Raw genomic sequence first — 19,252 nt, 5'->3', positions numbered from 1 at the left:
GTGGGAGCACTCGAACCGGTCGATTTGCCGGAGACAGCATTGATCATCGGAGACCACTGGCCCCAGCCCGATGAGACCGCGTACGCACGCGAGGCCGCTACCCAAAGGTCCTGCGCGCACGCCATGTGCGCGGCCGCCGACCACACCCACACGGCGGCGTCCTACACGCACCCGGAATTCCGCGGTGAAGCCGGCAGCGCCTTGGGGGCTGTGCTGGTCGATAGGCACCGGGCCCACACCGACGACGAGACGCGCCACACCAACATCGCCGGCTGGCTGGAGCTGGGCAGCATCAACATCGTGGAAGCCAAGAACGCGATGAACACCACCACGACCGACTACCACCGCGCCTACGCCGACTCAGAGCGATGCGCCGCTGAGGAGACCTGGACGCAGCAGCAGCTGGCAGGGGTAAAGACCGCGCTGGTCCAACTCGCCCAAGCGCGCATTAGGGAGATCAGGGCTGCGTTCGACGCCAGCCACGCGACGATCGCTGCGGGGATTGCAGCGGCCACCGTGCCCTCTGCGCCGGAGCAGATGAAGGTCTACGGCCCGCTCTCACCGGTCACCTGAGCTACAGGCGCGTGCCCGGCTATGAGTTGCGGTAGGCGCGACCATTCGCTGATCGCGGCTTCAGTGGTACTACGCCACTGGGGGTTCAGTGCTGCGAGCAGAGTGAGCCAATACGGAATCCACAGCAGAGTGTTGATGCCCTGCTCGTCCAGCAGCGTCGCCGCCGGCGCGGTGGTCGCCCACCGGTACGCCAAGGAACGCACGATGTCGTCGAGGATCCAGTACACGAGCCGATCGGGGTCGTCGGTTGTTCGCCAGCCCCAACTGTTGGTCGTGGCTGAAAGCGTGTGATAGCGCAGCTGGGTTCCGGCGACGACGTACGCCGGCCGACCTGCCGGCGGATCTTGCCCCTCGGAGATCTGGACCGCCCGCGGGATGTCATCGCTGAACTGCGTACCCGCGAGGGCGGCGAGCTGGGTGAGGTAGAGCTGCACGTGGCTGTCGACATAGGTCCCGAGGGTTCCGGTGGCCCCCGAACCCGTGGTGTCCGTTGGCGGGGCCGGCGCCGAGTCGGGGCCGGCCTCGACGTCAACCTGTGCCTCGGCGACCCAGCGGACCTTGTCGCCGTCAAACGAGGTGTCGGAGCCCAGCGAGAGATCGGTGACGTAGCCGACGTCGGCGGTGATCGCGCGCATCCCCGCCTGCAGGTCCGCTGAGCTCTGATTGGTGAGTACCAGGACATAGACCCAGAGGAACGTGCCCGCATGGTCCTCGTCGACGAACTCCGGATCCATGCCATCGGGCCGGTTCTGCGCGGAGAAGCGATACTTCACCGGGTGCTCGAGCTGGGCGCACCAGAACTGCTGGCGGCTGGTCGAGGACGACAGTGGGTTCAGCGCGCTCAGGGTGACTGGGAGCTGGTCCCGCAGATCTGCTGGCCCGTCGGCGAGTTCACGAATGACGAACTGCACTTTGACCCCTTCTCTAAACTTCGCTTGATGCAAGTTAACGGTAGGGCACACCCCGGTCTGCAATCGGGGCACTGTCTCGCGTGTCTGGACCGAACTTGGGTCCGCATCTGCGGTGACCGCGGTGTCGCCGCCCTGAAACGGGGTCGTTGATCACGCACAATGGTGGCATGACTAGTGCTGCGCTTACGGCGGCCCGTAGTGTGGCTGCGGTGTACCCGTGGGACCCCGTATCGGAGGCAGAGAGCCGGCTTCCTGCCCGAGTGACACCCGAGTGGGTCGCCGAGCAGTTCGGACGGTCTCCAGCGGCTCTGGCCGCGATCCTGCGGGCGCACCTGGTGCCGGCCCGGCAAAACGATCGCCGCTACACCGCCCAGTTTCGGGCACTGTGGCGGTCGGTGGCATTCCTCGACCGCCGGCAGCGCTCCCGTGTGCTGGCGCTCTTGCAGACCTGGCTCGACGAGGCGTTGGAGGCCCTGGAGGCGACCGGTCTCGATGACGACGACCGCCGGACCATCACCTTCTTTTCCCGCGACGTCGAAGGCGCGATCAACCGCGTCCACCGCGAGATCAAGGAACCACTGTCGTGGGCCGGCAACGAGTACGCCGACTACCCGCCCGGTGCGCGCGCGACGATCGAAGCGCTTGCCATCGCCATCGACGAATTCAACGAAGGCGTCCTGACCCAGCAGCAGCTCCTCGGACTGCTGGGCGCACTCGGCCTGTCACCGGAACTCATTGCGCAGCGACGAGACACCGAGGTCCCCGAAGAGTCCCGCCTGCGGGTGATCGAGGCCGCCAAGCAGGGCCGCCGTCCCGACGTCAAACGCTGAACCCACCACGCCCGGTGCCCATTTCCGGGCGGAAGTACCCCACCTGGCGTGTCGCAGCCATGAGCGGGGGAACCGGCTAAGACACCATCGACGTGGAGAACACCACGTTCGAAACCGGGGGATTGGCGATGGGTCTGTACAGCCGAGCGCAGATTGTCGACGGGACCGGATGGCCCGTCGGCGCCCACTTTTGGCATGTGGACCGCGACAAAGTGGAACGCCTCGCCGCTGCGCTGCACGACCGCAACATCTCTCGCCAGGACGAGCAACCCGGCGACGGCATCAACGCCAGTCTGGCCGCCGCGGCCGGTGACCTACTCGGCGCCCTCAGCTAGAAGACGACGCCATGGCTCACTGCCCAACACAGGTTGATGTCACCGACTCCACCTTCGTCAGTGTCATCACCCCCGATGATCCGGACTACACCGAGGACACCCTCGGCTACGGGGTCATCGGCGTCGGCGGCCGCCACGTCATCGGCATTGGAATCAATGGCCCCGAAAGCGTCCTCGTCGGTGAACGTGACCAGCTGGTGCGCATCGCCACCGAGATCCTCTCGAAGCTCGGCGCATGACGCACCCACTCATCGCCGGCGATCACCTCAGTGAGGCAACATGACCGCCCCACCGATGGCCTACTACGGCGGCAAGACACGACTGGCCGACCGGATCGTCGCCCTGCTGCCCGCCCACCAGCACTACGTCGAGCCGTTCACCGGCTCCATGTCGGTTCTGCTTGCCAAGCGCCCCAGCCGCTTAGAGACCGTCAACGACCTCGATGGCGACCTGATGAACTTCTGGCGGATGCTGCGCGAGCGCCCAGAAGAACTCGTGCGCATCTGCGCCCTGACCCCACACTCGCGACTAGAACACGACCACGCCTACGAGGGCCCGGGACCCAATGACCTCGAGCGTGCGCGCTGCACCTGGGTACGAATCAGCCAGGGCCGCACCGGCACGCTGCGCAAGACCGGCTGGCGCTACTACATCGCCCCAGCCGGTACATCGATGTCGATGCCGGACTACCTGGACGCCTACGTCGACCGGATGGCAGCCGCCGCTGAGCGACTGCACCACGTCAGCCTGGAGTGCCGGCCCGGCATCGAGGTGGTCCACATGTACGGAGCCGTGGAAACTGCATGCCTGTACGTGGACCCGCCTTACCTCGGAAGCACCCGTACTCGCAACTACAGCGTGGAGATGGGTTCTGCAGCGCAACACGCGGAACTGCTGGACGCATTGCGTGCGGCCCGCGCGGCAGTGGTGCTCAGCGGCTACGCCAGCGACCTGTACGACCGCGCGTTGGCCGACTGGGACCGGATCGAATTTCAGTCGGCCACCGGACAAAGCGGGACGCAGCGAGTCCGGACGGAAGTCATCTGGTCCAACCGGGCGATCAGTGAGCCAAGCCTTTTCGATCTAGCCGGCGGCGTCTCATGACGCCCCGCGTCGATGCCTACGACCAGAGGAGCAGGTGACGATGACGCCCACAACAGCGAGCCGGCGCACCCCGACTCACAGCGCACGCTCGACGGGGGCGACGAAGCTGTGGCTGCCCTATCCACGCCGCCACCTCATCGCCATCCATCGGTGCCCGGACTGCGGTTGGCACCCAGAAACCCAAGGGCACCACCCGGACTGCCCCGCACCCGTGGAAGCCGCAGAACCGCCCGTGCAAAAGAACGGCCGACCGCGCAGGTGACAACCCGCAACGAAGGAGTCGTGCAGCTGGAACTCCCGGCATGAGGGCGGGTCTTCGAGGTTGGCAAGACTCGGGGGAACCTGTTGTTCGCCCGCTGATCCAGCGCAGTAGTCCGGGATCCTTCGTGTCGCCGCCGATCGTGATTGGCCGCGCGCCCTAGCGTCGAACACGAGTCACAGACGAAGGGGGACGGGTATGGGCTGGAATGGCAACGCGCTACCACCGGATCCAAGCGAGGAAGGGCGCGCGGATCTCGTCGACGAGGTCCAGGTGTACGCGCACCACGGCAGCTGTCACGCCGGCATCAACGTCGAGATCGACGCACCGGCCGGAACCCGGATCACGGTGCATCTCAACGACGGGCAGATCGCCGATGTGGTGGTGCCGCAATGACGGCCGGTCAAGGCGACAACAAGGTCACTCTCTACCAGTTCGTCGAAGCCTATGAGGCATACGAGGGTGATGACGTCGGCCACTTCATCCATGTGTGGGAGGGCTACCTGGCGGGTGCGGACTGGCCTTGCCCGCAGAGCCGAGACGGGCTGCACTACGTGACCGCGGGCTCCTGCGACCAGTGCGGCGACAAGAACCGCGGATAGGCCAGTCGCGTTCCCGCGCACACCGGACCCCGCGCGGTGGTGTTTACCGATATCAGTCTCGGCTCGACCGATTCGGCCGTGGTCGCGCGTTTTGCAGACAAAGTTACGGATTCCGGTGTGCTGAGCTGATTGATGAGGGGTTAAAGGGGATGACGCCGTTGTCGAATGCTGTCGTAGAGACCGGTGCAGGCCAACGCAATTCGTTGGCGAGCCTGGTTGCGCAGAATGAGTCACGGGCGCAACGGGCCGCCGACCGCGAGGCCGAAAGGATTGCGGCCCTCGGCGACTTGACGGCCTACGGAGTAGCTCAGCCCCTGCGGGCCGCGGCCGAGGTGCGCCGCGACCATCGCAGCCTCACCTACCGCCAGGCCGGCGCGCTGCTCGGCGTCTCGAAGGACACCTTCGCTGGACGAGTGCGACGATTCTGGCAGGCGATCGATGCCGCACCCACCCCCTCCCGGCTCCCGGGCGTCGGAGCGATACCCGCATGACCGATTGGAATCGCTTGCGGAGCAAAGCCATTGCAAGCTGCCGCCGAATCCCCACCCTGCGAAACGTCGACCGTGACGGCGGCCAGGCAGGCCTCGCAAGCACCCCTCTGAAAGGACCAACAGCGTGCTGCAAAAGCTAGCGATGCTGGCTCTGGCTGCGCCTCGGCGGATCATCGGGATCGCGGTGCTGTTCGTGATAGGTGCGACGCTCCTTGGGCTGCCGGTGGCCGAGAGCCTTTCAGCGGGCGGCTTCTACGACCCGGCCTCGGAGTCGTCGCGGGCAAGTCGGCTGTTGATGGACACGTTCGGTCACAGCGACCAACAGCTGGTACTTGTCGTCACCGCTACCACCGGTGTCGACAGTGACCAGGCCATCGACGCCGCCATGGAGATCGTTGCGCACCTGAGGCAATCGCCCGCCGTGCTGAACGTCTCCTCCGCATGGACGGCGTGGCCGGAGGCCGCCGCGGCGATCGGAAGGAACGTAGCGCGGCGGACCCCCGGCTTTAGCTGGTGGGGGTGAGCGCGTCAGGTCGAGTTTGTGGTGGCACGGCTCGGGTTGTTCGGCGTGTTGAGCATAGTAGATAGCTGCGAGCTGTCTAGTGTTGTCGGGTGTGGGTGTTACGTTGCGGACGAATGCGAATATCGCGTTCCAGTGCGCGTATCACGTGGTGTGGTGCCCGAAGTACCGGCGGAAGGTGATCGGCGGGCGAATGGAGACCCGGCTCAAAGAGATCATCGGCGAGGTGATCACCGAGAAGGGGGCGTGGTTGATCGAGTGCGAGACCATGCCAGATCACGTGCATCTGTTGGTGGAGGTGGATCCGCAGTTCGGGGTGCACAAGCTGGTGAAGGCCATCAAGGGTCGTTCATCGCGGGTGCTGCGCGAGGAGTTTCCGTGGTTGAAGTCGCGGCTGCCGTCGTTGTGGACGAACTCGTATTTCGTGGCAACGGTCGGTGGTGCGCCGTTGTCGGTGATCAAGCGCTACGTCGAGTCGCAGAAGGACCGGTGAGCCGGCCATGTTGACGGGTAGGCGGTTTCGAGTCGAGTTCACCGGCGAGCAGGAGATGTTCGCTGAACGGATCGGGTCGGTGTGTCGGGCGGTGTGGAACACCGGCTTGGAGCAACGTCGTGAATACCGACGCGGTGGGGCGTGGATGAATTACGGGCCGCAGGCCCGCGAGCTTGCCGAGGCCAAGACCGAGCATCCGTGGCTCAAAGACGTTCCGGGGCATTGTCTGCAGCAGACGTTGATGGATTTGGACAAGGCGTGCCGTACACACGGCACTTGGAAGGTGCGGTGGCGTTCGGGGCGCTGGTGGTCGCCGGCGTTCCGATTCCCTGAGGGCTCCAAGATGGTCGTCGAGAAGCTGAACCGTCGGCATGGGCGGGTGAAGTTGCCGAAGCTGGGGTGGGTGAAGTTCCGCATGTCCCGCTTCCTGGACGGTGAGGTGATCCGGTCGGCAACCATCAGCCGGGACGGTGGGGCCTGGTTTGTGTCGTTCCTGGTGGATGACGGCCGCCAGGCCCCGTCTGCGCACTCGGTGCCGGGGACTGCGGTGGGCGTGGACCGCGGGGTGGTGGTGGCAGTAGCAACTAGCGACGGGCAGCTGTTGGACCGGGAATTCGTTACCGCCGGGGAACGCCGCCGGGCGCTGGTGCTGCAGCGGCGCCTGTCTCGCAGCGCTAAGCGGGGTCGTAACCGGGACAAGGCCCGCGCCGCGCTGACGGGGTTGCGGGCGCGGGAGCGTCACCGCCGCACGGATTTCTGCGCCCAGAGTGCGCACCGGCTGACCGTCGGCAATGCGCTGGTGGCCGTGGAAGACCTCAAAACGAAGCAGATGACGAGATCGGCGAAAGGAACCCTCAATCAGCCCGGACGCAATGTGGCGGCCAAGTCCGGGCTCAACCGTGCCATCCTCGGCAAGGGGTGGCATCAGTTCAGCCTGGCACTGCAATCAGCGTCCCGGTATACCGGGACGCTGGTGGTGAAAGTGCCGGCGGCGTATACGTCGCAACGCTGCTCAGCCTGTGGGCAGGTGGACCCGAAATCCCGTGAGAGCCAAGCGGTATTCCGGTGCACCAGCTGCCACTACGGGCCGGTGCACGCGGACGTCAACGCCGCCGTCAACATCCTGGCCGCAGGGCTTGCGGTCACCGCCTGCCGAGAACCCACCACACCCGCGGGCGTGGTGGGGCCGTTGAAGCAGGAACCAGCAGGAAACCGCGAGGAATTACTGCTCCAACCCCGAAATGCTGCACCTGCAGCATGACCAGGTTGGAATCCCCCGGCTTCAGCCGTGGGGAGGACGTCAAGCCGTGGAGCTTCGGTACTGGGCGGAGTGGCACGCTGACCGCGCACCGGCAGGGGTCGCCCACGTCCTCTACGAAGCCGCCGCTGCGGCGTCACACAGGTAGGAAGGGCAAGTGCGGGATCTGGCCGAGACGATCGAAGCGCAACCAAACGCGATCGCCGCTGGTCGTGTCGTGGGACCATGGTTCGCTGCGGTTCTTCGCCTTCGCGACAACATCAACACGCTGGCGGACTGGATCGGCGATGTTAGCAGACGGGCCGCCGGCTGCCCCGAACCCTGCTTGGCCGCGAGAGCGGTTCGGGTCCAGGGGCGGCGCGCCCACACGGTTGAGACTTGGATGGGAGGACTTTCACTATGGCCGATATCGACTTTGGGCTTGCCTACGACTTCATCGACCCCGCAGATGGCATACCTCGCCAACTGCGGTTCGAACGCAACTGGTCCGCACCGGGGGCTCACCAGCCCTTCGACGGCACCGGCCAGCTTGTCGCTGTCGTTGCCTCGGCAGGACGGGTAGATAACGGCAGCAAGCTGGCCATCAGCAGGCCCGAGGTGCAGTTCGACGCCGTCGAGGCGGCGCTGGACGGATGGCAGACGTGGGCGATGCTGGGCGAAGACAGCGTCAACTTGGGCGAGATCCGTCGCCGCATCGACGCGGCCGGACTGGGAGTCCAGTAACTCGCCGGCGCACGGCTAGCGGGCCAGGCACCGCTCACCGTTGGCCCGGACGTGCGCACATGAAGCGCTCACCCAAAGGCGCAATGGTGGTCAAGCCTAGGTAGCGGGGTCGGCGAAGATCCGCACGGGGCCCTCCTGGGATGCGCGGGCGATGAAGGTGTCGATGTTGGTGAAGAACACCTGCCCCCGCACACCGTGCTCGTTGAGGTGGGGTCCGATGTTGTGGGCGATCCAGAAGGCGAAGAAGCGCCGCTGCCCAAATTCGTCGGTGTGGCTGTCTTGGAATGAGATCAGGGTTTCGTTCGGGTGTTGGAAGTCTGCTTCGGTGGGGCTGGTTTCGGCGTGATCACTTGCGGCGTCGGCGCGGGGCATCGTGTGGTCTCTGTTCCTATCGTGGCGAGCCAACCCAAATAGATTGGGCTGGTTGCGAATCTGCCCGAGCGTCTGGTCGGGCTGTATTCAGGACAACACGCCAGGTGAGTAGTTGGTGGCAGGAAAACGCCAAGGGCAGCACCGCTATCGGCGCCGGGGTTGCGGGGCCGTGTCGGCGGTGAGGCCGCAACTATCGGGGGCCGGGCGCGTGATAGCGCCAGTGTTTGGCGGGCTTGCCGAACAGCCGTGGGTTGCGCCAGGGTGGGGGTTGTCAGTGGGCGGTTGTAGGTTCTGTGGTGTCGGACAAGGCCCCTTTTGGGCAGGTCCGGCACACTGAAGAAAATGGTCACCTCGGTCGGTAGCCGAGGTGTGAGCCCGGGAAGGGGCGATGGAAGTGAGTATTGACGATATTGTGTTGCGGGCCTGGGCATATCTGTCTCGGGTGAGCGACGGTCCGTGCTCGGAGCTGGTGGAATTGGCGCGTCGCGTGGGTCCGGTGGAAGCAGCCGAGCGAGTCCGCAAGGGTGAGATCACCGAGGGCCTGGCCGCCGCAACTGATGCGCGGCGGCATACCGATCACGCAGCCGAAGATTTGGCGGCACTCGAGCGTTGCGGTGGCCGACTGATCGTCAGGGATGACGACGAATGGCCGTCGCAGGCGTTCGCGGTGCTCGACGGGGAGCCGGGTGAGACTGGTGTGCAGTGGGTCCCACCGCTGGCGTTGTGGGCGATCGGGCCCGCCCGCGTCGATGAGATCACCCGCCGGGCAGTCGCGGTTGTCGGAACTCGCGCTGCGACAAGCTATGGCGAGCATCTTGCCGCGGATATGGCCGGTGGCCTGACCGGCGCCGGCGTGGCCGTGGTGGCCGGCGGGGCCTACGGTATCGACGGTGCGGCGCACCGGGCAGCGCTGGCGGCCGACGGGACCGCGGTAGCGGTGCTGGCCGGCGGTGTCGACGTGGCGTATCCCGCCGGCCATGCAGCGCTGCTGAACCGAATCGGTGATCGGGGCCTGCTGGTGACCGAGTTTGCTCCCGGCGTTCGGCCAACGCGCTATCGGTTTGCGGCCCGCGGTCGGCTGGTGGCGGCGCTGTCGTCCGCAACGGTGGTAGTGGAGGCCGGAGCTCGCAGTGGCGCCCTGAACACGGCATGCTGGGCCCGTCAGTTGGGGCGGCCGGTGGCGGCGGTTCCCGGGCCGGTCACCAGTGCGGCCTCGGCGGGCTGCCATGCGCTGCTGCGCGACGGGGTCTTGTTGGCTGCTGGACCGCGTGACGTCCTGGACCTCTTGGGGCCGGGCGGCCCGACGTCCGGGTAGCTGCGTTGCGGATTGTGGCCCTCGCCGGCTCAATGTCGGCGGGGGTCGCGGCCCGTTGAGGGTCGGGTTGGTGCTGGCTGTGTGCGGGCGGTTACTGGACGCAGATTTTCCAGCCGTCGGTGCGCTGCAAGGGGAGGGTTGGGGCAAGATTGCCTGCTGCCTCGTTCTGCGACTCCAGGATCACCGTCGCGGTGTCTCCGTCGATCTGCACCGCGCCCACTTTGGCTCTGGTCATTCCACTGTCGGCGCGGGTCTTCTTCAGTATGTCCATGACCGGTCCGTCGGTGAACTGATTGCGCATCGCTGGGCACATCTGCTGCTTGTAGAGGTCCCAGTTCTGCGTGTTGTAGGCGTCCTGGAACGCCTGCACGGTTTGCCGGATCTGATCCTCGTCAGACGGTGGGGGCGGCGGTCCGGGGGCCGGTGGCGGCGCCGGTGGTGCGGCAATTGGTGCCGGGGTAGAAGTGTGTTCGGTGACTGGATGTCCAGCCGTCACCGACGGGCTGCAGGACGTGATCAGCATGGCTGTGACCACAAGAGGCCCGATACTGATGTGCCGGCGGATGGTCATCTCGAGTGGACCTCCTGGTGGTGGTAGCAGTTCATGCTACGACTGGCTGTGCTACTGACGGGGTACGCGGTCACCTGTGGCTGTAACCAGCGCGGATATGTCGTTGCCGCCTGGGGGCAGGCATTGGCGGATATCGATGAGGACGTTGCCGCGCACGTTGATGCCGTGCTGGCAGACGGCGGTGCCATCACTGAGTCTGGCGGCGGAGGTCACGGTGTCGTCGAGAACCTGGGCTTGGTCGAATTCCCAGGTCTGAGGGCCGCCGGCGGAGGCAGAGAAGGTGATTGACCGGTTAGCGCAGGCATGCCACTGGCGCTCCTGCTGCTGGAGTGACTCCACCGCGGCCATGTGATCGGGGAACGACACAACCGCCTGGACCACGCCATCTTCGGTGATCCTGCGGTTCATGGCGCGAAGGAACTGCACGGCAACGCCGGTCGTCCCATAGCCGGCATAGCCGCGCTGTTGGGCGGGAGCCCAGGTGCCGAGGCAGCTAGCTGGCTCGGCGATGGTGGAGTCGTCAAGGAAGGTCCCGAACTCTTGTTCCAGTACCACCTCGTGCGCGGTGATGCGGTTGAGTTGATCGGCGGTCAGCAAGATCTCTCGCAACGCGGCTGGCTGCACGTCGTTCGACGGTGGCCCCAGTGGGGCGGCGGGAGCTTCGTCTCGCGAAGAAATCGTGGATTGTGCCGGTATCTGCGATGAGATGGCGGCGGTTGGCGCGGTGCGGTGGTCGCGGCCGGTCACGGTGACCGCGGTGATCGAACCCGCCAACAGTACGACTGTGGCTGCGCTGGCGGCCAGCAGCCACGTCCGCCGCGGAGGGCGTCGTTTCGTGTCGGGTAGCTGCGCAGGCGGTGGGTGCAACGCGGGCCGGGGAAGGTCATAGTGCCGGCCGGCAGGCGACTGGTTGGAAGCAAGAGCCGCGTGTGCGGCCTGAGCCAGCGCGCTCGCTGAGCTGAAGCGTCCGCCGGGATCCTTGGCCATGGCGGTGGCGATGACAGCGTCGAGCGCCGGCGGCAGGTGGGGCACGTAATCAGTGACTCTGGGTGGGGGCTGATTGAGGTGGGCCATCATCACCGCGGCCATTCCGTTGGCCGACGAGAACGGTGGCCGGCCAGTCAGCAAAGCGAACAGGGCGCAGCCCAATGAGTAGAGGTCTGCACGGCCGTCGAGTTGTGCGCCGGATAGGACTTCTGGGGCGGCGTAGGCGACAGTCGCTAAGACCGACCCGGTCGCGGTGAGGCCGACGTCGTCGAGGGCTCTTGCGATGCCGAAGTCGGCCAGGAGGGCGCGCTCGTCTGGGCCGTTCGTGCCTGAAAGCAGGAAGTTGGCCGGTTTGATGTCGCGATGTATGACGCCGCGGGCGTGGGCGTAGTCGAGGGCTTTGGCGACGTCGGTGATGATGTGCACGGCGCGTTGCGGTGTCATCGTGCCGTGTTGCTGGGCGGCCTCAGCGTCGGTGCCGTTGACGAATTGCATGGCGATCCACAGCTGGCCGTCTGTGGTCTGCCCGCGGTTGTAGACCGAGACGATGTTGGGGTGATCCAGGCTTGCGGCGACTTCGGCTTCGCGAGTGAAGCGGGCTCTGAAGTCGGGGTTGCGTGACAGCTCGGCGGAAAGGACTTTCAGTGCGTCGCGGCGGGGCAGTGTGGGGTTGGCTGCAAGGTATACGGTTCCCATGCCGCCGGCGCCGAGTAGGCGCTCAATGCGGTAGCCGGCGACGATTTGGCCAGGGTTGAACATCGCTACCTTGTCGGTCATGGGCGCTGCCTGCACGCATACGCCGCATTGCAGGGAAAAGGCTACCCAGTCGATGCCAGGAGATCCGGAAGATCCCGAGGTAGTTGAGCCATGGTGGGCGGATGCGCCCCGAGAACTCGGCGGGACTCGGGTTGCCACGACCGTGAGTCGGTGCGGCCTGAGTAGGTAGCCGGCGCGCGGTGCTGGGGGGGTGCTACCGGGTGTTCACGGCCCAGTTGCGAACCCACTCGGCGGCGTCGTCGTCGGTGACGGAGGAGTTGAAGAAGTCGGTTCCAGGGAACGCGCGGCAAGGTTGCGGCGAGCACGGTGGGCCGGAGGCGGGGCCGCCCTCGCAGAAGATCTCGGCAAGCCGGTAGCGGCCGTCGCTGTCCCACCCGCGGTGTACATCGCACAACTCGAAGCGTGTCCGCTGACGCGCCATCAGAACTCTCCAATCAGGCAGGCAGTCAACAGGCCAGGGATGAACGTCGTGGACACGGGTCACACTCCCCAACTGAACTCGCGGCCAACCAGATCGGGGCGATCGGCGCAGTCGCGAATCTCGGCGAAGTACCCCGCGTCACCGCTGGTGTGCTTCCCGTCGCCGGTGTGCGGTTGCAGATTGTCACCAGCCCAGTCGTACAGCTCGTCTTCGGTCACGCCGGGGTTCTCGACGTCGAGCACCGCGGTGCGCACGTGCTCGCCGTCGGGGTAGACGCTAGTGAATTCCACGGTCATCCTCACGGGCCGCTCCTTCCTGATCGGTGTGTCTCGCGGCGAATGTCGTCACAGTGGCGATTGTTCTGGGCCGGTACGCCGATTCCGGACATCGCCACTCGAACGGGCCCAGAACTTGCCTAGGTGCGTGTTGCAGACAGGTAATGAACCAGCAAGCGTCTTACTGTCGAATTAGCCACTGGGTTGCAGTGGGGCGGAGTGCTTTGGGGGAAACATGGTCAGGAGCAAGGGGAATGGTGGTGAAGGCCGGTGAGCTATTCGGCCACGATCATCGCGTTCCCACAGTCGGATGATCCCCCGTTGTGGGAGTCGTTCGGGCACCTCGGTGTCGAGGACGCCTACAAGGCCGGCGAAGACCGCATCCACTTCGTTCGGCCTAAAGACCGCATCCACTCCGCTGAACTGCCGAGTGACGGCGATGACGGTAACCACATCTGGAACGTGTTCAACGCCGAAGGTGCCCCAGTGGCCGCCTTGATCGTGTCGGAGGAAGACCCCACTGATGAGCGTGCCGAAATGGGGGCGCGGCGATGACATCAGGTGATTTGTTGCATTACGACTGCGGTATGCACCGGGGCGGTGCACCTACAACAGATGGCGCCACGGTTGAGCGTTTCGAGGAGCGACTGCGTGCGCATCTCGCCGACGGGCCGTGCACGATCCACGAACAGGCCGTACCGCAACTCGTCTCCGGTGGCGAATCGTGCCAGGCGTGCGGGCAGGCCGCGCAGTACCACGGATCCTGATCGAGCTGCGTGCGTTCGGAGTCGGAGCTCGCCGCTCGACAAGGGCATGGAGCCTGTCGTCTCCAGCATCATCTGAACCTTCAGCCTCACCACCCAACGGAGGAAGCAATGGACGTGAACCTGATCGCCAACCTGATTCAATGAGTGGCTGCAGGACCAGGACGAGCGGCGCGCGTATATCGCCGACATCGACGGCCCGGCCGAGTTCATCGTCTCGGGTACCACGGCGGAGTCGGCATCGTGAGCGCCCCACCGCTTCTCCCACGTCCGCGTTAGGGCCACTGCGCCCCGCCAGGGCTAGTTGCTGACCGACCGATTCCCCAAGGCTGGGTGTGGCTTCCCCGGAAGTAGAGGGGTGTGCGTGTCGTGGCCCAAAACGGGCGGGCGTGCTGGGCCATGATCGAATCAGGCCGCTGAAACTGGTTGCCTGGCGAGTCAGGGGGATGGTGTGCCGATCTTCACCGCTGAGCAGATCAGCAAGTCCCAGGCATGGCAACCGCACGCGCAGTTCTGGAGCGTTGAGCCGCATCAGGTGCGAAATCTCACCGACGCCCTCAACGCCCTCAACGCGGGCATGTGGGCCAACGGTGCTGCCGATACCCATGCTGCCGGGGCGCTGGCCAACGCGACGGCCGAGTTGCTGGCGTCGCTGAGGTAGGGCGTTGGCATGCAAGAGTTTTGCCGGAAATGCGGAGCACCTGTTGGCGAGGACCCCGAGTACGGCGGGTTCGTCCACCTAGACGAGGGGGCGCCAGATCGCAGCGACCGGGGCCACTACGCCGAGCCGGAATATGGGGGGAAGTCATGAGGACATACGCGGTACGGGCATCTGGCGGGATCGGCTCGATCACCAACGATCCGCATCACTGCGTGAAGGTGGCCGATCAATTGCGCTTCGCCGGCGGCAATGCCGAAGTCGTACACACCGATACCGCAGCCACCGTGGCCGACATCACCGCAGACACCATGTGGATCAGTTCGGAGGCCTACGAGCTGGGTCACTCGCGTGGATTTGAGAGCGCGCTCTACTTCCATGCCTACCAGCAGGCCACACGCGAAACCGAAATCGCCTGTGACGTACCGGATCGGTTCGGTGGCCTCGACGCTCAGGACTACCGCTCGGCGTTTGCTGCCGGTGTCAGGGACTTTTGGGATGGTGGCGCCGCTGTCCGGACGTCGGCGTGAAACCCAGAGTGGTCAGTTCACAGCGCCTTGGCATTCGTGACGACAAAGAGGATCGCGGCCCCCGAGAGATGAGGAAGCGCATGTTCGAGAACTATTTGGTCACATCGGATCTGGGAACGCGCGGATGGATGGCCGACGACGAAGAACACGCCCGGGAGCAACACCTGGACGCATTCCCCGACGAGCCGATACTTGGGGTTATCCCGGAACGCCTCAGGGGTGGCGCAGTCAATATGACGCGGGGCCTTCGATGAGAAAAGTCACGTGGCGATCGATGTACCCCATCGATGTGGCCGAGACCTGCAGTCGAGGTGATGGCGACAGCATTGGGCTTCCGCCGGTAGCGGCTCAGGACCTCGACAGGGTTCTCGACCACGCGTTGCACCACCCGATCAGCGAGTGGGAGGACGCTGCGACACGTGCTGTCGCCACCGTCGGGCAATCACCCGAATGCGGCCTCCTGAGGTCGGAGATGACCGAACAGCAAGTGGCCGAGCACACGTGGGCGTGTGGCGGGGAACTTCTGATCGACTGCGAGGGTTACCACATGCCGTTGTTGCGGGTCATCCGAAACAACATGCGCATCGCCGGCATGCTCTGACAAGCAGGCGATCATCAGCGCAGCAGCACCAAAGCAACTGGAACAGAACGCGGTTCATGTCCGACAAACCGAGGGGGAACGCCATGAGCGGCACAGACGACTACCCGTACATCCGACTGTGGGGACAACGGATGGGGTCATTCCAGTATTACATCGACGACCAGATCGAGCAGGCCCGCGAAGACGGCGCCCCGGCCAACGCGACGCACCGATACCTCGACGGCACCTGGGCGACCACCGACGACATCACAGACCCGGCCGTGCGCAAGCAATTTGGCCTGCCGGATCTCGTCGGTCAATGATCAGCGACGATCCCCGCGGCCGGGGGGCCGGACGGCGCCGGCGGACAACGTCACTGAACGACGTTGATCGTGAGGCGCTGCGGTGATCATCGACATCGGCGTGGGCGAGGTCATCATTCGTGGTCCCGACGCAATCCTCGGGACCAGCGTCGACGTGTGCCTGACCCCGCAGCAGGCGCGCTCTGCCGCCAGCGGCCTGGACGCCGACGGCCATCCAGTTATCGCCGTTGGGCTTCGACAGGCCGCTGATCAGGCCGAGAGGGGAGTACGAACGTGAGCTACAACGGACGCGCCGTGATGGCCGAGGTGGCAGCCAGAAACGGGTGGAGCGTGAGCGTGCCCGAGCACGGTGTTCACGGCCCGGGTGGCGAGACGCTCGTAACCTTCGAGCGCTTCGGCGCGCAGGTGATCATCATCTGGACGGCGGAGAACACCGCGAAGTACATCGCAAAGAACTACGGCAATGAGGATCAGGTGATCGCCCACGGGCCCCTGGGGCTTGTTAAGGCCCGAGAGTGGATTGAGGAGCCGGTCTGATGTCGGCGGTGAACTGCGAATGTGGCAACCGTGCCATCGATGGCGGGACCAGTTGCCAGTGGTGCATGGAGATCGAGGCGGCCAAGGCGACCCAAACGCGCCCGCACACCTGGCAACAAGGTTGGTTCACCGGCACCACGACGTGCTCGGTGTGCCAGCTGCTGCCGACCGACCCCCTCGACAGCTACAGCGACTGCCCAGGGCCCGCGGGCCCCGGAATCTGAAGCGGAGCAAGGGGAGGGATCCGGGCCTGCCGCCTGGCGATGGCCGATGTTGTCGGTACCGGCGTCTAGTGTCCGTAACGTCAACTACCGCCCCGGTCCGCAGCCGGGCGCACGAGCCCGGGAAGGGGAATTCCTGATGGGTACTTGCTCGGCAGTGATCGCAGTGAACGATGCGGCCCGTCTCCACGGATGGAGCCCAGTCGCCCACAAGATCCACGACAACGTCCTCGGTCGGGGTGATGAACGACTGATCATCGGTTACAGCGGCGCCGGCAAGACCGTCCAGTGCGCGCTGTTCTACCCACTGGGTTTCGGGACCGGATATATCGATGACCCCACCCCCTGCGAAACCGTAGGCGGCAGTGGAGGTGACAAGCTCGCCACTGTGCTGGGCTGGATCAGCGGCCCGGCGGATCACGACCCGCTGCCTGCGACGCTGGTCCTCGTGCCCTGCGCGGCCCGCAAGCTAGCCAGAAGTGAACGAGCACGCACGATTTACGACAGTGACCACTTCCGCCTCACTCTGCGCGCGGCTGAAGCCCGGGCGCGCATCGTGGGCGGGCGCGTCATGATTCTGTCTGCCAAATATGGGCTGTTGAACCTCAACCGGGTGATCAGCCCCTATGACGTTGCGATGGGCCAAGCTGGTGCAATCGATGCGGCATGGCTGGCCTCGCAACTAGCAGTGCAACATGTGCGGACGGTCGAGGCGCTGCTGCCCAGCCGGTACTTGGCGGCCATGCGCAGCGCCGTCGAGCTGCTGGGGCTGCAGGGCCTGGGGATCGAGCTGGTCGACCTCTACCGCGGGGCGGCGGGCATCGGATACCAACGGGCGGTGCTGTCGTCGCTGCTGGCGAGCTGAAAGACCAGGCCACGCTTCAGCGAGAGCTAGTCCTCTTCGGAGCGGGGCAGAGGGAGCGCCAACCAGGGCGTGACTCACCGACGAATGACGCCGGCCGAATGTTGCAGCCGGAATTGGTTGCGGCCGGCACATAGCGTTGGCAAGTGAATAGGGCTGGAAGCCGGCGGAGTTAGAGGAAAAGAACATGACAGTGCGTGACCCGTACAACCTCGGATACGCCGACCTGCTCGCGAGCATTGCCAGGTCATACGGGATCAAGTTCGAGGTGTTCGACTCCGGTGGCGGATGCCTGATTGCTGAGGCACGTCTCGAAGGTGGTGTGTGGCTGTGGATCACAGACTGGGATGCCGGGTTGATGGGTCTTGAGCGTCGGCGGCAACTTGAATCCGAGGGTATCGCCATCGGCTACAACGTCAGCCTGTATCCGAGCGATCCAGCGCACCCAGATTGGGTCGATGGACAGACGATCCTGGCCAGCGTTAGGCATCAGACGGCATCGGCAACAATGCTGCCCCAGCTGGTCGCACAGGCGCTTGCCGCACTGGGTGGCAACGAGCATCACAACTATGACGCTGCAGGTGTGCACACGATTACCACCGGAATTGACAGCTGCTAGCGATACCGCAGGTCGACCTCTTTGAAAGGAGGGGGGTTGGCGTGTCGCAAAACGATTCTCGTAGGTGCCCTGCGATGTGATGGTTGGCATGAATGCACCAGCGATTGCTGATCGGCAGCACGAGGGGGATGTGGCGATCTACGCGGGCGCGTGGCGAGAAGGTGCGCAATCGAGCGCGGATACGCGGACTCGCGCCAGGCCACCCTCTCGGCGTGCCGGCCGAGAGGGGAGCCGGGTCGAGCGGTGGGCTGCGGGGTGTCCGATCGCGTGAATGCGATCGACAGAATTCGGGATCGTCGATTCGGGGGGAGTAACTGTGGCGACCGTCTATGACGTGTGGGGGTTCGGCAAGATCATCGCAGCCGGGGCGGACAGCACCGTCGACTACCTGGCACGAGTGCAGAAGGCGATGGCCGCTGGCGCGAGTGACCGCGGTATCTCGCCGGCGCAGCCCAGCGATGCACTGGACGCCTCCCGCAACATCATCCTGGATGAATACCTGGGAGGTGAGTGGCAGATCGTCGCCGGCACGCTCTACGTCGCATATGACGGCTTTCCTCTCGAAAGGCTCATCGGTGAGTACGCAGACCCGTTTTACCCCTGACCACGACGTTGGGCGAAGTAAACCCCCAGCGTGCCCCGGGCTGCTGGCCCACGAGCAGTGGAAGGAACTGAAATATGCCCGAAATCCGTGAAATTGCCGATGAATACGGCTACGGGCGCCGTGTCTATGCCTGGGACTGTTCACGCTGCGGTGCCGAGGTCCAACACTATCCCGGCCAGGGTGACGTCTCATGCACGAAGTGCGACGCGCAGTACAACGCCCTCGGCCAGCGGCTGCGCGACGACTGGCGCGACAACCCGTCCAACTACGACGACGAAGTCGGTGACATGGAGGGCTACGAGAGTAGCCACGTCGGCGACGGCTAAACAGAGCGGCCCTGCGGTCGCTCCGTCTGCGCAAACATTGGCGGCCGCAGGCGAATGCAGCCCCGCCGATAGGCGCCTCAGGGCCGCGGCGATCGCCTTGCTTGGGAGGTGCGCGCCCACATCGACAGTCGGGCGTGACCGACCGATACATCTGGCCGTCGCCTCGCCGGACCCACACCGATAAAGGCCGCCACTGAATCAGTAGGGGTTGGGCGGTTTTGCTGCTCAGTTGCGCAGTGCGTGGGTGCAACGATGGTGACTGAGCGCTCCACGGGGGAGGGGAACCTGCATGCGAATAGCTGGGCAGCAGAAGCGAACTGCGAAACGAGACTGGATCGCGCCGCGGTCAGTAGGATACCGGCCGGGAGGGGACTTCGGCAGAACGCGCGGCGATGCCCGCACGGATGCTCC

Annotated in this window: 31 protein-coding genes and 1 pseudogene; 26 read left to right on the top strand and 6 right to left on the bottom strand. The window is 65.3% G+C overall.

The annotated features are described in order from the left end of the window. A complete protein-coding gene (locus AWC16_RS18075) occupies positions 1-573 on the top strand; it encodes a hypothetical protein (RefSeq protein WP_133055970.1) in 573 nt (190 codons plus the stop codon). On the opposite strand, the gene AWC16_RS18070 is transcribed toward AWC16_RS18075, so the two are convergent. After that, positions 546-1,484 carry a hypothetical protein gene (locus AWC16_RS18070; protein ID WP_085266128.1) on the bottom strand — a complete coding sequence of 313 codons (939 nt, stop codon included), beginning with the start codon at positions 1,482-1,484 and terminating at the stop codon, positions 546-548. The genes AWC16_RS18075 and AWC16_RS18070 overlap by 28 nt on opposite strands. A gap of 260 nt (positions 1,485-1,744) precedes the next feature. Here AWC16_RS18070 and AWC16_RS18065 point away from each other — a divergent pair, with 260 nt between their 5' ends. From AWC16_RS18065 to AWC16_RS18010, 11 genes are all read left to right on the top strand, one after another. Continuing rightward, a complete protein-coding gene (locus tag AWC16_RS18065) occupies positions 1,745-2,314 on the top strand; it encodes a hypothetical protein (protein WP_085266127.1) in 570 nt (189 codons plus the stop codon). 92 nt (positions 2,315-2,406) lie between these two features. Then, positions 2,407-2,649: a hypothetical protein gene (locus AWC16_RS18060; protein WP_085266126.1), complete on the top strand. Its 243-nt coding sequence runs from the start codon at positions 2,407-2,409 to the stop codon at positions 2,647-2,649. Between the two features lie 11 nt (positions 2,650-2,660). Continuing rightward, the gene (locus AWC16_RS18055; protein WP_085266125.1) at positions 2,661-2,888 is read left to right on the top strand and encodes a hypothetical protein; all 228 of its coding nucleotides are present in this window, start codon (positions 2,661-2,663) and stop codon (positions 2,886-2,888) included. Between the two features lie 40 nt (positions 2,889-2,928). Next, complete coding sequence (locus AWC16_RS18050) at positions 2,929-3,753, top strand: DNA adenine methylase (protein WP_234812333.1); 825 nt, start codon at positions 2,929-2,931, stop codon at positions 3,751-3,753. A 457-nt stretch (positions 3,754-4,210) separates the two neighbouring features. Next, positions 4,211-4,408 carry a hypothetical protein gene (locus AWC16_RS18040; RefSeq protein WP_085266123.1) on the top strand — a complete coding sequence of 66 codons (198 nt, stop codon included), beginning with the start codon at positions 4,211-4,213 and terminating at the stop codon, positions 4,406-4,408. Next, a complete protein-coding gene (locus AWC16_RS18035; RefSeq protein WP_085266122.1) occupies positions 4,405-4,614 on the top strand; it encodes a hypothetical protein in 210 nt (69 codons plus the stop codon). The genes AWC16_RS18040 and AWC16_RS18035 overlap by 4 nt, the downstream gene beginning before the upstream one ends. A gap of 203 nt (positions 4,615-4,817) precedes the next feature. Then, positions 4,818-5,105 (top strand): helix-turn-helix domain-containing protein, encoded by a 288-nt coding sequence (locus AWC16_RS18030; RefSeq protein ID WP_133055968.1) that lies wholly within the window; start codon positions 4,818-4,820, stop codon positions 5,103-5,105. Positions 5,106-5,229: 124 nt separating this feature from the next. Then, a complete protein-coding gene (locus AWC16_RS18025) occupies positions 5,230-5,628 on the top strand; it encodes a hypothetical protein (RefSeq protein ID WP_085266120.1) in 399 nt (132 codons plus the stop codon). 91 nt (positions 5,629-5,719) lie between these two features. Beyond that, positions 5,720-6,118: an IS200/IS605 family transposase gene (gene tnpA, locus AWC16_RS18020; protein WP_085266199.1), complete on the top strand. Its 399-nt coding sequence runs from the start codon at positions 5,720-5,722 to the stop codon at positions 6,116-6,118. A 7-nt stretch (positions 6,119-6,125) separates the two neighbouring features. After that, entirely contained in the window at positions 6,126-7,379 is a 1,254-nt protein-coding gene (locus tag AWC16_RS18015; RefSeq protein ID WP_085266119.1) for an RNA-guided endonuclease InsQ/TnpB family protein, read from the top strand. A 396-nt stretch (positions 7,380-7,775) separates the two neighbouring features. Beyond that, positions 7,776-8,099, top strand: a complete 324-nt coding sequence (locus AWC16_RS18010; protein ID WP_085266118.1) for a hypothetical protein — start codon at positions 7,776-7,778, stop codon at positions 8,097-8,099. Between the two features lie 96 nt (positions 8,100-8,195). On the opposite strand, the gene AWC16_RS18005 is transcribed toward AWC16_RS18010, so the two are convergent. Beyond that, on the bottom strand, positions 8,196-8,471 hold the full coding sequence (locus AWC16_RS18005) for a hypothetical protein (RefSeq protein ID WP_085266117.1): 276 nt from the start codon (positions 8,469-8,471) through the stop codon (positions 8,196-8,198). Between the two features lie 388 nt (positions 8,472-8,859). Between AWC16_RS18005 and dprA the strand changes: the two are divergent. Then, positions 8,860-9,762: pseudogene (gene dprA / locus AWC16_RS18000) on the top strand (DNA-processing protein DprA); the annotation flags it as partial. 115 nt (positions 9,763-9,877) lie between these two features. Here dprA and AWC16_RS23990 read toward each other — a convergent pair. The 4 genes from AWC16_RS23990 to AWC16_RS17980 all read right to left on the bottom strand — a co-directional run bounded on the left by AWC16_RS23990 (position 9,878) and on the right by AWC16_RS17980 (position 12,832). Further along, positions 9,878-10,357, bottom strand: coding sequence for a nuclear transport factor 2 family protein (locus AWC16_RS23990; RefSeq protein WP_133055967.1), 480 nt, complete (start codon positions 10,355-10,357; stop codon positions 9,878-9,880). A gap of 51 nt (positions 10,358-10,408) precedes the next feature. Then, on the bottom strand, positions 10,409-12,121 hold the full coding sequence (locus tag AWC16_RS17990) for a serine/threonine-protein kinase PknH/PknJ (protein WP_109561489.1): 1,713 nt from the start codon (positions 12,119-12,121) through the stop codon (positions 10,409-10,411). Between the two features lie 193 nt (positions 12,122-12,314). Next, on the bottom strand, positions 12,315-12,542 hold the full coding sequence (locus AWC16_RS17985; RefSeq protein ID WP_085266114.1) for a hypothetical protein: 228 nt from the start codon (positions 12,540-12,542) through the stop codon (positions 12,315-12,317). A 59-nt stretch (positions 12,543-12,601) separates the two neighbouring features. Further along, a complete protein-coding gene (locus tag AWC16_RS17980; protein WP_133055966.1) occupies positions 12,602-12,832 on the bottom strand; it encodes a hypothetical protein in 231 nt (76 codons plus the stop codon). A gap of 255 nt (positions 12,833-13,087) precedes the next feature. On the opposite strand from AWC16_RS17980, the gene AWC16_RS17975 reads away from it, so the two are divergent. From AWC16_RS17975 to AWC16_RS17910, 13 genes are all read left to right on the top strand, one after another. Then, positions 13,088-13,372, top strand: coding sequence for a hypothetical protein (locus tag AWC16_RS17975; RefSeq protein ID WP_085266112.1), 285 nt, complete (start codon positions 13,088-13,090; stop codon positions 13,370-13,372). Further along, a complete protein-coding gene (locus AWC16_RS23985; RefSeq protein WP_133055965.1) occupies positions 13,369-13,584 on the top strand; it encodes a hypothetical protein in 216 nt (71 codons plus the stop codon). The genes AWC16_RS17975 and AWC16_RS23985 overlap by 4 nt, the downstream gene beginning before the upstream one ends. 448 nt (positions 13,585-14,032) lie before the next feature. Next, positions 14,033-14,242, top strand: coding sequence for a hypothetical protein (locus AWC16_RS17965; RefSeq protein ID WP_085266110.1), 210 nt, complete (start codon positions 14,033-14,035; stop codon positions 14,240-14,242). Positions 14,243-14,388: 146 nt separating this feature from the next. Next, positions 14,389-14,769, top strand: a complete 381-nt coding sequence (locus AWC16_RS17960; RefSeq protein WP_112683169.1) for a hypothetical protein — start codon at positions 14,389-14,391, stop codon at positions 14,767-14,769. 472 nt (positions 14,770-15,241) lie between these two features. After that, a complete protein-coding gene (locus AWC16_RS25665; RefSeq protein WP_272937819.1) occupies positions 15,242-15,370 on the top strand; it encodes a hypothetical protein in 129 nt (42 codons plus the stop codon). Positions 15,371-15,453: 83 nt separating this feature from the next. Beyond that, positions 15,454-15,672, top strand: coding sequence for a hypothetical protein (locus AWC16_RS17945; RefSeq protein ID WP_085266106.1), 219 nt, complete (start codon positions 15,454-15,456; stop codon positions 15,670-15,672). Positions 15,673-15,754: 82 nt separating this feature from the next. Continuing rightward, positions 15,755-15,949: a hypothetical protein gene (locus AWC16_RS17940; protein WP_085266105.1), complete on the top strand. Its 195-nt coding sequence runs from the start codon at positions 15,755-15,757 to the stop codon at positions 15,947-15,949. Continuing rightward, on the top strand, positions 15,946-16,209 hold the full coding sequence (locus AWC16_RS17935; protein WP_085266104.1) for a hypothetical protein: 264 nt from the start codon (positions 15,946-15,948) through the stop codon (positions 16,207-16,209). Before AWC16_RS17940 ends, AWC16_RS17935 begins: the two co-directional genes overlap by 4 nt. Continuing rightward, positions 16,209-16,433, top strand: a complete 225-nt coding sequence (locus AWC16_RS17930; protein ID WP_085266103.1) for a hypothetical protein — start codon at positions 16,209-16,211, stop codon at positions 16,431-16,433. The genes AWC16_RS17935 and AWC16_RS17930 overlap by 1 nt, the downstream gene beginning before the upstream one ends. A 163-nt stretch (positions 16,434-16,596) precedes the next feature. Next, the gene (locus AWC16_RS17925) at positions 16,597-17,295 is read left to right on the top strand and encodes a DUF6884 domain-containing protein (RefSeq protein WP_085266102.1); all 699 of its coding nucleotides are present in this window, start codon (positions 16,597-16,599) and stop codon (positions 17,293-17,295) included. 184 nt (positions 17,296-17,479) lie between these two features. After that, positions 17,480-17,911, top strand: coding sequence for a hypothetical protein (locus AWC16_RS17920; RefSeq protein ID WP_085266101.1), 432 nt, complete (start codon positions 17,480-17,482; stop codon positions 17,909-17,911). Positions 17,912-18,227: 316 nt separating this feature from the next. Further along, entirely contained in the window at positions 18,228-18,515 is a 288-nt protein-coding gene (locus tag AWC16_RS17915; RefSeq protein WP_085266100.1) for a hypothetical protein, read from the top strand. A gap of 74 nt (positions 18,516-18,589) precedes the next feature. Then, a complete protein-coding gene (locus AWC16_RS17910) occupies positions 18,590-18,841 on the top strand; it encodes a hypothetical protein (RefSeq protein ID WP_085266099.1) in 252 nt (83 codons plus the stop codon). Positions 18,842-19,252: the final 411 nt, after the last annotated feature.

This window comes from Mycolicibacter longobardus, assembly GCF_002102265.1.
GTDB classification, from domain to species: Bacteria; Actinomycetota; Actinomycetes; order Mycobacteriales; family Mycobacteriaceae; genus Mycobacterium; species Mycobacterium longobardum.
Note: the sequence above shows the minus strand (reverse complement) of the source record. Positions and strands in the feature narration are given on the sequence as shown.